This is a genomic window from Rheinheimera fenheensis (assembly GCF_039871805.1).
GTDB lineage: Bacteria > Pseudomonadota > Gammaproteobacteria > Enterobacterales > Alteromonadaceae > Alishewanella > Alishewanella fenheensis.
Genome location: NZ_JBDPJM010000001.1, coordinates 624,532 through 637,421, shown reverse-complemented (window position 1 = coordinate 637,421; position 12,890 = coordinate 624,532). Strand labels below are relative to the sequence as shown.

Below are 12,890 nucleotides of genomic sequence, written 5' to 3'. Positions count from 1 at the left end.
GGCTAGCCCACCCCATTCGTTGAATGAATCGGAGATACAGTCATGGCCGGTGGTAAAGAGATAAAAAGTAAGATCGGGAGTATTAATAATACTCGCAAGATCACCAGTGCTATGGAAAAGGTTGCGGTCAGCAAAATGCGCAAAGCGCAAGACCGCGTAGCTGCAACTCGCCCATACGCTGAAGGTATGCGCAAAGTGATTGGTAACCTTGCCAATGGCAGCCTGGAATACCGCCATCCGTATTTAGCGGATCGTGAGGTAAAACGGGTTGGCTATATTGTCATTTCTACTGATCGTGGTCTTTGCGGTGGCCTGAATACCAACGAGTTTAAGAAAGTTGCCCTGGAGCTGAAAAGCTGGAAAGACAAAGGTGTGGATGCGCAGTTTGCCGTTATCGGTAATAAAGCCACCGCCTTCTTCAAGCGTTTCGGTGGTAAGGTAGTCGCGCAACAGGCGGGTTCAGGTGACGTACCACGTTTGGCTGATGTGATCGGTTCGGTAAAAGTGATGCTGCAAGCATTTAACGAAGGCCGGATTGACCGCTTATTCCTGGTGTACAACAAGTTTGTAAACACCATGAAGCAGGAGCCAGTGATCGATCAACTCTTACCTTTGCCAAAAGCAGATATTGAGCAAAAAGCACATAACTGGGATTACCTGTACGAGCCGGATCCAAAACCTATTTTAGATATGTTGTTGGACCGTTTCGTCGAATCGCAGGTTTATCAGGGTGTGGTAGAGAACTCTGCCAGTGAGCACGCGGCGCGGATGGTAGCCATGAAGGCTGCAACCGATAACGCCGGCAACCTGATGGACGACCTGAAGCTTGTCTATAACAAAGCACGTCAGGCCGCGATTACCCAGGAGCTTAGCGAAATCGTCGCAGGTGCGGCAGCTGTAGGCTAAGGTAAACAGTTTTGAGAAATTTGAGGAAACATCATGAGTCAAGGTAAGGTCGTCCAAATCATTGGCGCCGTTGTGGATATCGATTTTCCACAAGATGCGGTACCTGGTATCTATGACGCGTTAAACGTGACCGACGGTGATCTGGCTGGTTTGGTGCTGGAAGTTCAGCAACAGCTGGGTGGCGGTACTGTTCGTACTATCGCATTAGGTACAACTGACGGTTTACGTCGCGGCGCAGCTGTAGCGAATACCGGCAAAGCAATTCAGGTTCCGGTGGGTAAAGCCACACTGGGCCGTATTATGAACGTTCTGGGTGAGCCAATCGACGAAGCGGGCCCAATCGGTGAAGAAGAGCGCTGGTCTATCCACCGTTCAGCACCTTCATACGAAGATCAAGCAGCATCAAACGCGCTGCTGGAAACTGGTATCAAGGTTATCGACCTGGTATGTCCGTTCGCCAAAGGTGGTAAAGTGGGTCTGTTCGGTGGTGCCGGTGTAGGTAAAACCGTTAACATGATGGAACTGATCCGTAACATCGCGATCGAGCACAGCGGTTACTCAGTATTCGCCGGTGTGGGTGAGCGTACCCGTGAAGGTAACGACTTCTATCACGAAATGAAAGACTCTAACGTACTGGACAAAGTATCGTTAGTGTACGGTCAGATGAACGAGCCACCAGGCAACCGTTTACGCGTAGCGTTAACCGGCTTAACCATGGCGGAAAAATTCCGTGATGAAGGCCGTGACGTGCTGTTCTTCGTTGATAACATCTACCGTTACACACTGGCTGGTACTGAAGTGTCTGCACTTCTGGGCCGTATGCCATCAGCAGTAGGTTATCAGCCAACGCTGGCAGAAGAGATGGGTGCGCTGCAAGAGCGTATTACCTCTACTAAGACTGGTTCAATCACGTCAATCCAGGCCGTATACGTACCTGCGGATGACTTAACTGACCCGTCACCAGCGACTACGTTCTCGCACTTAGATGCAACCGTAGTACTAAGCCGTAACATCGCGTCACTGGGTATTTACCCGGCGATCGACCCACTGGATTCAACTTCTCGTCAGTTAGATCCACTGGTAATCGGTAAAGAGCACTATGAAGTAGCACGTGGTGTACAATCTGTACTGCAGCGTTACAAAGAGCTGAAAGACATCATCGCGATTCTGGGTATGGACGAACTGTCTGATGAAGACCGTACTACCGTATACCGTGCGCGTAAAATTCAGCGCTTCCTGTCTCAGCCATTCTTCGTAGCTGAAGTATTTACCGGTTCACCAGGTAAATACGTACCGCTGAAAGAAACTATCCGTGGCTTTAAAGGCATTCTGGACGGCGAGTTCGACCATATGCCAGAGCAGGCGTTCTACATGGTTGGTTCTATCGACGAAGCGATCGAAAAAGCGAAGAAACTGTAAGTTCAGGCTTTAGGAGAGCGAGATGGCGATGACAGTGCAACTGGATGTAGTAAGTGCCGAAGAAAAAATCTTCTCCGGCCTTGTCGAATCCGTGCAGGTCACAGGCAGTGAGGGCGAACTGGGTATTTTACCTTTTCACGCCCCGTTACTGACCACCCTGAAACCTGGCATGGTCCGTATCGTGAAACAGTTTGGCGAAGAACACGTGATTTACGTTGCCGGTGGTGTACTTGAAGTACAACCGGATACGATCACTGTACTGGCTGATGTCGCGGTACGCGGCGAAGACTTAGATGAGCAAGCCGCTTTAGATGCACAAAAACGTGCTGAAGAAGCGATGCAGCACGCTGGCGCAGACTTCAACTATGCTGAAGCTGCCGCGCAATTGGCAGAAGCCATTGCTCAGCTGCGCATTATTCAGAAAATGCGTAAAAAATAAGTTCGGGTTCCGAAATGAAAAAAGCCACCGCAAGGTGGCTTTTTTGTCTTATATATTCTGTGATTAATCACTTTTTATTTGCCGTTTAGGCTGTCTTACCGCCGTTGTGCCAGTTCGGGGACATTGTTGATTAATGTTTCTTTATCTTTATTATGTGTAAATAAACTGGCTTAAATATTAATTCTAAGCTGTTAACATGGTGGCGCTTAGCAAATGAAGATGGTTGATCTAGGTGAGTTCAGAGTAAACATCCAGCAGCGTCTGTTATACCGACAGCAGGAAGAAATTGCAGCAGAACCGAAAGTGATTGAAGTGCTCTGCTACCTGATTGAACATCCAGACCGCTTTGTCAGTTTGCAGGAGCTGCACCAGCAGGTTTGGCAGGGCCGTGTGGTAACGGATACCGCTGTAAGGCGCACCATAAGTAAGTTACGCACTTTATTGGGCGATAACGACAACGAGAAGCCGAAGTATATTCGCTCACAAATGAAGCGAGGTTATCAGCTTGTTTGTCCGGCTGTGCAGAGCAGCGATAGTATGGCAATTCAGGCGGGAGACAACCTAGCTGTTAGCAGTCCAAAGCCGCGACTATTCAAGTTGTCCTGGGTAAAGCAATTAATATTAGGTAGCCTGGCCAGTGCTACAGTCCTTGTAACTGCTCTGTTATGGTTTGCTTCTCCGGTGCAAGTGCACACCCACTTAATGCAAGTTGAACTGGATATTCCCGGGCAAAAAGCTAGCCTGGCGGTGTCACCGGACAGCCGTTATCAGGCCTTCGTTGGTCGTATCAGCAGTGGTGATAATTGGCAGCTTTACTTGTATGACAGGCACAAAGGGCAGTTATCTAAGGTCGAAACGCCGGTACCGCATGTGCGTTTTGTCGATTTTGTCGCCGATGGCAGTGCTCTGGCTTATGTTGGCTTTCGCCAGGATGTCGCTGAATTGTATATTCAGCCTTTGGCTGATTTGGCCGCCGCCCCGCGCCAATACATTATGGCGGGGTTACCCATACTGGCGGGCCCTATGGCCCTGCCAGATAACCAGTTGTTGATCGCAGCAGGAAAAAGTTACAACGGCAATATCCATTATTACCAATTAGATATAGAAAGCGGCAGATATAGCCAGTTTAGCTATAGTAGTGCTGCTGCGGTGCAGGATGCCTATGCCCGGTTGTCTCCGGATAAACAACATCTGGCACTGATCCGAGCCAATATTGCTGAGCGAAAGCTGTATCTACAGTTATACCGTGTAGCTGATAAAGAATTAGTGAAGGAGCATAAACTCAGTGATCAACTATTGGATATGCGGCTAAGTTGGCTGGCCAAAGATGCTTTGCTGTTAAAGCAACAGCAGCAGTTTCTCTGGTTTGACATTAACAATGACCGGCTTGAGCCTGTAGCTGCGTCAGCCGAGCATATCAAAGAGTTTGTTACAGACAGAAGTGGGTACTTTGCCGCAATTTATCGAAAACCGACTGAACAACAACTTTATCAGACGCCCTGGCCCTATACTGATGGTTTTAGCCAGCACTTACAAATGCACGCGCAAGTACAGTCTGTGCAATACAGCCATGACCAGGCTTTTTATTGGTTAACTGAGCAACTTGGTCACTATTATCAGTTATCGCGTTTTTACCGCGATTCCGGCAAAAAGCAATTGGTTATGCAATCAGAAGCGCCATTTGTCCTGTTGGATCAGGCGGCTACACATCTGCTTTTACTCAAACGCTTAAACCGGCTTGAGCTGATGGATACCCGAAGCGGTGATCTAGTGCACTTGTCGTTAAGCACTCAGCAGATTGATCAGGGCGTATTTAGTGATGACGGCCGCTACGTTTATTTTGCTGCTGCCAGTGGTGGTAACTGGCAGATAGTACAATACGATATTGAACTGGCGACGCAGCGGGTAATATTACATGACTATCGTTGGCTGCAACCCTACAAAGCAGGTTTCATTGCTGCTGCGGTAGATGGCTCGGTATGGCTGTTAGATCAGCGTATGCAGCGAATTACTCAGTTATATCAGGGGATTCATTATGACTTGCATTATCAACTGGCGTTACGTGGTGATAACCTGAATATTCTGCATCGCAATCTGATGTCTGATTGGGAATTGGTTAGTATAAACCTAAATAGTGGACAACACTGGCAGCGAAAGCTGGCTTACAGCGAATTCAGCCCACAATTTTCCTTGGATAAATCAGGCAATGAATTATTGTTTTTTAAACCTAAAATTGATAATAATCAGATAGTTAGTTTTGGTTATAACTTTGGTTATAACTCCTTATTCTGAAAGTCACAGCAAAGTCCGCGACAAGTTATCGCAGTATTATCACTTCACGTCCACTCTTGATGCAGGCCGCTAACTGGCCCGCCCAACTCAATCAAAAGAGGACGCAAACATGACTAAGCAAAATATCATTACTGTTATCACCAGCATCATCGTACTGGTCGTTTTGAGTGTTGCTAACCCTGTGCTGGCAGATGAAAGTCAGGTCAAACCTGAGAAGCCGGTAATAACTCCCCAATGTTGGTTTATTTGTCCGCCAGATCAGCCTGCTGACGAGTAATAGTCTATTTAGCCAACAGGGAGCAGCGACATGAGTCAATTAGAACCCATGGTAAAACAGCTGGAGCAAATGACAACGCTCGATGCTTTACCAGCCTTTTTTCAGCAAATACAACAGCAATTTGGTTATCGTTTTTGCGGCATAGTGTTGTGGCGCAGCCAAAGGACCCCACTGGTATTGTCAGCCAGTGCGGATAGCGATTTTCACCGGCTAGTGGGTAACGAAACCCTGCAGCAGTTTTGCCATAAACGTTGTACACCTGCACAAGCTTTAACTGAGCAGTTTGTTGAGCATAGTGCACAGGCCAATAACATTTTAGTCATTCCGGTAAAGGCGTTGGGTACCGATCACGGCGCTTTGTTGATTGGGTTGTATCCAGAGCAGGCAACCTTAGCACAGCAAATAGCCTGGTACTGGACCATTATTGCCCACTACATCGTTGAAACGCTGACCCGGGTCTCTCACGATGACAGTGAAGCGGCGGTTACACTGACTCAGCGTGAAAAAGCCTGCTTGAGTTGGGCTGCCAAAGGCAAAACGTCATGGGAAATCAGTCAGATCCTGGCTATCTCTGAGCGCACCGTCAATTTTCATCTGGGCAATTGCATCAGTAAAACCAATAGTAACAATCGGCAGCAGGCGATCAGCCGTTGCCTGGCCGTCGGGCAAATTAACCTTTGAGCAGGAGTACGAAATGCCACAGTCAGCATCTTACCCTGAATTGGACTACGCCAAAGAAGTGATGAGCCTAAACCAGTTACAGCACAAGGTGGAAACGTGTTGTCATGCCACGGCGACAGCCTTATTCGCCCTGACAGAACCCTGCGTCGACACGCGCTCTACTGTCAATCAGACGACACCAATAAGGAGTCTGCTATGCGATTAATTTATCAGTCTGAGGCTGCTGAATGTGGTTTGGCCTGTGTCACTATGATTGCAGGACATCATGGCCATCAGCTTGATCTCGCCACCGTCAGAAGCCGGTTTTCTGTATCCTTAAAAGGTACTAATTTACAACATTTATTGCAGTTGGCTGACCAGCTAAATCTGGCGGGGCGGGCTCTGCGGCTGGAGCTGGATGAGCTGCGCATGCTTAGCCTGCCTTGTATCCTGCACTGGAATATGAACCACTTTGTGGTACTCAAAAAAGTCTGTAAGCAACATATTGTTATTCTTGATCCGGCGGTCGGTGAACGTCGGGTGCCTTTGTCAGAAGTGTCTGACAGCTTTAGCGGTATTGCTCTGGAGCTGCAACCCAGTAGTGAGTTTCAACCACGTGATGAAAAAGTTCGCTTGGGGTTGACTACTTTCTGGCAGCGCATTCAGGGCTTAGGGCCGGCACTGGCAAAGATTTTTCTGCTATCGGTGCTGTTACAGGTGTTTGTGCTGGCAGCGCCTTACTACTTGCAACTGGTTGTCGACGATGTGCTGGTGAGCATGGATAAGCCTTTGTTAAGTGTACTGGCGCTTGGGTTTGGATTGTTGATGTTGGTGCGGGTTGTTACTCAGGCGCTACGTAGCTGGTTGGTGTTGTATCTTGGCTCAACCATGAGTATGCAGATGGCGACCAATTTATTTCGTCATTTGGTGCACCTGCCCATGTCTTATTTTGAGAAACGCCATATCGGTGATGTTGTATCGCGCTTTGGTTCACTTAACAGTGTGCGGGAATTACTGACGACCAGTCTGGTAGAAGGCCTGATCGACGGCATTATGGCGGTTGGTGTACTGGTAATGATGTATCTTTATAGCCCGTTATTAGCCGGTGTGGTGCTAAGTGCGGTGTTGTTATATGCCTTATTAAGGTGGTTGTTGTACAAACCCATGCGTGAGCGTACTGAAGCCAGCATAATGGCGAGCGCCAAAGAGCAATCGAACTTTATGGAAACCGTGCGTGGCATGCAAAGCGTCAAGCTGTTTGGTAAGCAAAGCCAACGCCTCAGCATTTGGCAAAACCGCTACGCCGAATCAGTAAACCAGCAGTTTTTGCTGGGTAAGTGGCAGGTTTCTTACCAAACGATTAACCAGTTACTTTTTGGTGTTGAAAACACACTGGTTGTGATGTTAGGTGCACTGGCGGTCATTAATGGCAGCTTGTCAGTCGGCATGCTGTTTGCGTTTATGACCTATAAAAGCCAATTTACTGAACGGACGGCGTCATTAATCGAAAAGCTGGTGCAACTGTTTATGACCCGTCTACACCTGGAGCGTTTGGCCGATATTGCCCTGACCGAAAAAGAATCTGACAAAGCAGCTGGTGCTTATCATGAGATCAGTGGGCAAATCAGTGTTGAAAAGCTAGCGTATCGTTACTCGGCAACCGAGCCGCTTTTATTTGATAACTTAACCTTTAGTATTGCCTCAGGTGAAAGTGTTGCCATTATCGGCCCCTCAGGCGCGGGCAAAACCACATTGGCAAAAGTGATGTTGGGTTTGCTGCCGGCTGCCGAGGGTAAGGTATTGGTTGATGGTATCGATATCCGGCACTTGGGACAGCTGCATTTCCGGCAGCAAGTGGCGGCAGTGATGCAACAAGACCAATTACTCAGTGGCAGCCTGGCGGAGAATATTGCCTTTTTTGACCCGGATATCGACTTGGAACGGGTACAACAATGCGCAGTAATGGCAGGTATACATCGGGATATCACGGCGATGCCTATGGGGTATAACGCCTTAATTGGTGACATGGGTAGCTCGTTATCCGGCGGCCAACGTCAACGGCTGTATTTAGCCCGGGCTTTGTATAAACGGCCGAAAATCCTCTTTCTCGATGAGGCTACGTCAAGCCTGGATATTCAGTTAGAAAGTCACGTAAACCAGGCGATAAAAACCTTGTGTATTACCCGCATCATTATCGCTCATCGGCCTGAAACAATTAGCAGCGCTGATCGGGTGTTGTTGCTATGTAATGGCAAGCTAATGGATGTTACTGAACAATATAAGCGAGAGCGGTTAAAGGATATTGCATAAAACTGGCTTCGGCCAGTTTTATGTTTTCACTGTAAGATCTGACAGGTGTTTTTATTTATTAATGTATCTATTATTGAATCGTTGGTTAGCAACAGCGTTAAAAAATAAACTCAACAATCAATAGGAAAATACAAAATGAAAAATCAAGACATCAACAAAGATAAAGTATTAAACCTGCAACAGTTAGAGCAAGTATCCGGTGGCCGTATCTCTGACCAAGTTGCACCAATGGACTGGAGCACAATGAGTCGTGGTTGCGGTGGTGTGGGTGATGATGAGTGGAGCACCATGAGTGACAGCTGTAAAGGTGGCGAGAAAGTGATCTCGCGCTAATCAATAAAAAATAAAAAAGCGGGCTTGGCCCGCTTTTTTATTTTAAATACCTGCCATATGTGACAGGTATTGTTTATTCAATAATGAGTGTATTGTTTTTTTTATTTGTGTGGAGATTGATGATGCGCGATTTGAATGTACATCCTGACTTTTATATTCCTTTTGAATGGCGTAAGCCACAGAATGAATATTATGATGTTGTTAGTAGCCTATTGCCAATTAGCTGGCGCTTACGGCAGGATTACTTCTGGACCCAAGCGATTTCTACAGACGACAATAAGCCCGTTCAAGGCTGGAAGATTCATGTTTCCAGCCGTTGGGGCAATGAATACAACACGCTACAGAAAGTTGTGCCACTGTGTGTTGCGCATAACACGGAATTTAAGTTTGCCAGCGACAGTAAAATTCTGAAAACCTTGTTGGGCAAAAACTGCACGCGCTCTGCTTCAGGTAAGTTCATTACCATATATCCGGCCACAACGGCATGCTTTCAAGCGCTTATCGCCGCACTATACGAAGTGCTTAAGCATGAGGATGGCCCTTATATTCTCTCTGATCGGCCATATAAAGACGCTAAGGTATTGTTTTACCGCTATGGCGGCTTTAAGTCTTTTGATCTAAAAGATAATTTCAACCGCAGTACAGCCTGTATTATTAACGCTGCTTTTCAGTACACCGAAGATAAACGTGATGCACAGTTTATTTTGCCAGACTTTGTTACTGATCCTCTGCTCGCTGATATCGCCGAAACATCCGGGCAAGCCGATAACGACCAGCCTAATGGCGGCTTATTCGATGGTCGCTACCATATGCAGTCAGTTATTAAGTTTTCCAATGCCGGCGGTGTGTATCTGGCAAATGATGTACAGCGCAATGAGACCGTTATAGTAAAAGAAGCACGGCCCTATGTTGGGGTTGATGCTGACGAAGACTGCATAGCCCGGTTACATAAAGAGTACCGGATTTTACAGCGGCTTGCTGCCAGCGGTATCGCGCCACAGGCTTATGGTTTGTTTCAGGAGTGGCAGCACTGGTACCTGGCACAACAAATTGTTACTGGTCAGACACTACGTAGTTATCAGCTACAACAGTGTCGTATTATTCATAGCCATTCTACCGATCAGCAAATGCGGGATTGGATAGCGAACAGCATAAAAATTGCGATCAACTGTTTCCAGCTGATTAAAACCCTGCATGCTAACGGCATTATCTTTGGCGATTTATCACTGAATAACCTGATGGTGTGTCCGGACACACTGGAGGTGAAGTTAATTGATTTTGAGGGAGCATGCGAAAGTGGTGTTGATGTTGCCGTTAATTTTTACACACCGGGTTTTGCCCGTTCTGACCGGCTCAGCCGGGATTGTGTCGAGTATCAGGATGATATCTACGCATTAGGTTGTGTGCTGGTGGCAATGTTTATGCCCAGCAGTACCCTACTGAATTTAAAACAAGACTATGCACAAGTATTCTTTCAAGCGTTAGAGCATGACATAGGCTTGCCGCCACAGTATTTGCAGTGTGTCACTTACCTGCTTACAGACAAAAATGCTGGCCTGGATCAGGCTATCAACTTGTTAGCAGCCGCAGATGCCAGCACGGTACATGCAGTACAGCTAAACACCAGTGTGCAGCATGGTGCGGTTCAGCATATGGCAGCATCTATGATAGATAACATCCTGCGGTATAACCAACATCATCTGGAACTGGATCGGCGTGACAGAATTTTACCGCTCGGCCCGGAGTGTCAGCATGCGTTGGCATTGGATCATGGTGCTGCGGGCGTCATTTATGCCTGGCATCATCTGACCGGTCAGGTGCCCGAAGCCCTGATACAGTGGTTTACACGGCGCCTACAACAAACAACAGAATTGCTACCCGGTTTGTTAAATGGTGCGGCGGGGTTGGCCTGGTTATTACAGGATCTGCAGATGTCAGACCGGGCTGAACGCTTATTGCAGCAAGGCGCCCTGAGCCGGCAGCTTTATCGCAATATGTCGCTGGGCTATGGTGCAGCGGGCCTGGGTTACAGTTTGCTGTATCGCTGGCATAAAACACAGGACCCGCAAGCGCTGAGCGAGGCTTGCCGTATTGCGGATGTATTGTTGGACACTGCAGTATACCGGGATGGTGGTGCTTACTGGGAAGATGCTGCGTCAGCTGCCGGTGTCGGCATTGGGTTGTGGGAAGGTGGCAGTGGTATAGCGTTATTTTTATTGTACCTATACTGTGCCACTGAAAATGAACATTATCTGGCTTTAGGGAAATTAGCCCTGCAGGCTGATTTTAATCACGGTAAATCGACTCAGGGTTCCTATGGCTTTGTGCGTCGCACGAATGCTTCTATTTTATATCCTTATCTGGGTTATGGCACGGCTGGGGTTGCTACTGTGGTACTGCGCTACCATGCGCTGACAGGTGAGCCGGTATATCGCCAGTTTTTAGACGATATTAAACCGTCAGTTTCCGCTAAATACACCGTTAACTCAGGGTTATTCAGTGGTATCAGTGGTTTGGGTAACTATTTGCTCGATGCGTATCAGTTTTTACAGCAAGAAGAATACTACTATCTGGCTTGTCAGGCTGCCGATGCGCTTAAGGTGTTTGCGGTAGAGCGTGAAGAGGGCCTGTGTTTTCCGGCCAATAATCGCACCAAAGTAAACACTGACTACGCTGACGGCTCAGCGGGTACTGCCCTGTTTCTGCACCGGTTAAACCAGCTTGGGCCCAACTTCAACTTTATGCTTGACCCTTTGCTGCAAGCTTATCAGGCACAGCAAAGCAAACATTAATGCAAGGGGAAAAAGATGAGTGAGCCCAGTCTATTCCGGCCGCAGGCGCTGCGTCAGCAAGGCGTAAAACTGGAGGGTAATGTTGTTATTGCCCAGCCTCTTAGTGTGAGTTTGTTGCTGACAATATTGTTGCTGGTCGTTGGTTTAACGTTAGTTTTTCTCGGCCAGGCCTCATTTCACCGAAAGGAAACCGTACAAGGGTTTCTGAAACCCGATCGTGGTTTGGCCAGAGTCGCGCCGCAACGCTCCGGCACTGTCGTTGAGTTGTTTGTTAAGGATGGCCAGTTGGTAGAGACCGGCCAGCCCCTGGTAAAAATTTCTTACGATGAGTACCTGGCTGCTGGCGCAGCGCTCGGGGGGCAGTTGCAGACCTCTGTCGCAGAGCAGCAGCACAGCTTACAGCAACGCTTAGAAGAAGCTGCATTACTGTATCAGCAACAACAACAGGCATTGCAGCAGCGGGTGAGTAATTTACAACAGCAGCTGAGCGAAGTTTCATCCCAGCGCCAATTGTCGGCACAACGCTTTAGCCTGGCACAACAACAACTCGACAGGTTGACTGCTTTGCAGCAACAGGGGCATGTCGCCACACTGGAACTGAATAAACAGCGCGAACAGCTACTGTCAGTGCAGCAACAAGATAATTCGCTGCAACTGCAATATCAAAGTATTCGCGGCCAGTTGATAGAGGTTGAAGCGGCACAAGCCGCAGCGCCAATTGAGTTTGAACAGCAAAAAGGCGTTTTGATGTCAGAGCTGGCGCGTTTGTCTCAGCAGCAATCTGAGCTGGCTGCGCGGCAAGAAATCGTGCTTAGAGCAACCGTCGCCGGCAAGGTGTATAACTTACATGCCGAGCTTGGCAGTATGGCGCAAGCAGGCAAACCCTTACTAACCATTATGCCTGAGCCCTCTACTTTGCACGCAGTGCTACTGGTACCTACCCGTGCCTTTGGCTTCGTGGCGCCTGGTCAAGCAACCCGCATCCGCTTCGAAGCCTTCCCCTATCAACGTTTTGGTGTACAAAGCGGTCGGGTAGTGCACCAGTCTACCGCCATCTTGTTACCGGGTGATGTGATCTTGCCGGTACCGTTAAATGAGCCGGTATACCAGGTCAATATCCAGTTAGACAGCCAAACAATCTCAGCCTATGACACTGAACTGCCGCTGCAACCTGGCATGTTGCTTAGTGCCGATATTATGCTAGAGCAACGTAGTTTATTGAGCTGGCTGTTTGAACCAATTTTAAGCCTGCGTGGCAGGTTATAAGGAGGCGAGCTTGCGTCGTCTGCGGATAGTTTTGGTGTTAGGGGGGTTAGCCGCTTGCATGTATTGGTATTTTGCTGTGCCTTATGTTACTTCGGCAGCCACCATTCCGGTGGCGCAATCTGGTCAGCCTGTTTTATGTTATTTTTGGCTGTAAAACAGGCACCTGGATCATTTCAGAGTTGGCGAACTGTATCAA

The 12,890-nt window shown here is 48.0% G+C and carries 11 protein-coding genes; all 11 read left to right on the top strand.

Translation table 11 applies throughout. From position 1 onward, the window contains the following. Nucleotides 1–42: 42 nt before the first annotated feature. The 11 genes from atpG (at nt 43) to ABGI61_RS02650 (ending at nt 12,694) form a co-directional block, all read left to right on the top strand. On the top strand, nt 43–906 hold the full coding sequence (atpG, locus tag ABGI61_RS02700) for a F0F1 ATP synthase subunit gamma (protein WP_347596469.1): 864 nt from the start codon (nt 43–45) through the stop codon (nt 904–906). A 33-nt stretch (nt 907–939) separates the two neighbouring features. Next, nucleotides 940–2,325 (top strand): F0F1 ATP synthase subunit beta, encoded by a 1,386-nt coding sequence (gene atpD, locus ABGI61_RS02695; protein ID WP_347596466.1) that lies wholly within the window; start codon nt 940–942, stop codon nt 2,323–2,325. Nucleotides 2,326–2,347: 22 nt separating this feature from the next. After that, nucleotides 2,348–2,764, top strand: coding sequence for a F0F1 ATP synthase subunit epsilon (locus ABGI61_RS02690; RefSeq protein ID WP_027670541.1), 417 nt, complete (start codon nt 2,348–2,350; stop codon nt 2,762–2,764). Nucleotides 2,765–2,983: 219 nt separating this feature from the next. Beyond that, nucleotides 2,984–5,056 (top strand): winged helix-turn-helix domain-containing protein, encoded by a 2,073-nt coding sequence (locus tag ABGI61_RS02685; RefSeq protein WP_347596462.1) that lies wholly within the window; start codon nt 2,984–2,986, stop codon nt 5,054–5,056. 109 nt (nt 5,057–5,165) lie between these two features. Next, on the top strand, nt 5,166–5,333 hold the full coding sequence (locus tag ABGI61_RS02680) for a hypothetical protein (protein ID WP_347596459.1): 168 nt from the start codon (nt 5,166–5,168) through the stop codon (nt 5,331–5,333). 30 nt (nt 5,334–5,363) lie between these two features. Continuing rightward, entirely contained in the window at nt 5,364–6,014 is a 651-nt protein-coding gene (locus ABGI61_RS02675; protein ID WP_347596456.1) for a helix-turn-helix transcriptional regulator, read from the top strand. A 13-nt stretch (nt 6,015–6,027) separates the two neighbouring features. Further along, complete coding sequence (locus ABGI61_RS02670) at nt 6,028–6,219, top strand: hypothetical protein (protein WP_347596453.1); 192 nt, start codon at nt 6,028–6,030, stop codon at nt 6,217–6,219. After that, a complete protein-coding gene (locus ABGI61_RS02665; RefSeq protein WP_347596450.1) occupies nt 6,210–8,303 on the top strand; it encodes a peptidase domain-containing ABC transporter in 2,094 nt (697 codons plus the stop codon). Before ABGI61_RS02670 ends, ABGI61_RS02665 begins: the two co-directional genes overlap by 10 nt. A gap of 135 nt (nt 8,304–8,438) precedes the next feature. Next, nucleotides 8,439–8,636 carry a hypothetical protein gene (locus tag ABGI61_RS02660; protein WP_347596447.1) on the top strand — a complete coding sequence of 66 codons (198 nt, stop codon included), beginning with the start codon at nt 8,439–8,441 and terminating at the stop codon, nt 8,634–8,636. A gap of 122 nt (nt 8,637–8,758) precedes the next feature. Further along, nucleotides 8,759–11,428 carry a class III lanthionine synthetase LanKC gene (gene lanKC / locus ABGI61_RS02655; protein WP_347596444.1) on the top strand — a complete coding sequence of 890 codons (2,670 nt, stop codon included), beginning with the start codon at nt 8,759–8,761 and terminating at the stop codon, nt 11,426–11,428. 15 nt (nt 11,429–11,443) lie between these two features. Then, nucleotides 11,444–12,694: an HlyD family secretion protein gene (locus tag ABGI61_RS02650; RefSeq protein ID WP_347596441.1), complete on the top strand. Its 1,251-nt coding sequence runs from the start codon at nt 11,444–11,446 to the stop codon at nt 12,692–12,694. Nucleotides 12,695–12,890: the final 196 nt, after the last annotated feature.

Excerpts from the sequence above, each read along its gene's own strand:
- atpG (WP_347596469.1), top strand. The coding sequence starts at position 43 with ATGGCCGGTGGTAAAGAGATAAAAAGTAAGATCGGGAGTATTAATAAT.
- atpD (WP_347596466.1), top strand. The coding sequence starts at position 940 with ATGAGTCAAGGTAAGGTCGTCCAAATCATTGGCGCCGTTGTGGATATC.
- ABGI61_RS02690 (WP_027670541.1), top strand. The coding sequence starts at position 2,348 with ATGGCGATGACAGTGCAACTGGATGTAGTAAGTGCCGAAGAAAAAATC.
- ABGI61_RS02685 (WP_347596462.1), top strand. The coding sequence starts at position 2,984 with ATGGTTGATCTAGGTGAGTTCAGAGTAAACATCCAGCAGCGTCTGTTA.
- ABGI61_RS02680 (WP_347596459.1), top strand. The coding sequence starts at position 5,166 with ATGACTAAGCAAAATATCATTACTGTTATCACCAGCATCATCGTACTG.
- ABGI61_RS02675 (WP_347596456.1), top strand. The coding sequence starts at position 5,364 with ATGAGTCAATTAGAACCCATGGTAAAACAGCTGGAGCAAATGACAACG.
- ABGI61_RS02670 (WP_347596453.1), top strand. The coding sequence starts at position 6,028 with ATGCCACAGTCAGCATCTTACCCTGAATTGGACTACGCCAAAGAAGTG.
- ABGI61_RS02665 (WP_347596450.1), top strand. The coding sequence starts at position 6,210 with ATGCGATTAATTTATCAGTCTGAGGCTGCTGAATGTGGTTTGGCCTGT.
- ABGI61_RS02660 (WP_347596447.1), top strand. The coding sequence starts at position 8,439 with ATGAAAAATCAAGACATCAACAAAGATAAAGTATTAAACCTGCAACAG.
- lanKC (WP_347596444.1), top strand. The coding sequence starts at position 8,759 with ATGCGCGATTTGAATGTACATCCTGACTTTTATATTCCTTTTGAATGG.
- ABGI61_RS02650 (WP_347596441.1), top strand. The coding sequence starts at position 11,444 with ATGAGTGAGCCCAGTCTATTCCGGCCGCAGGCGCTGCGTCAGCAAGGC.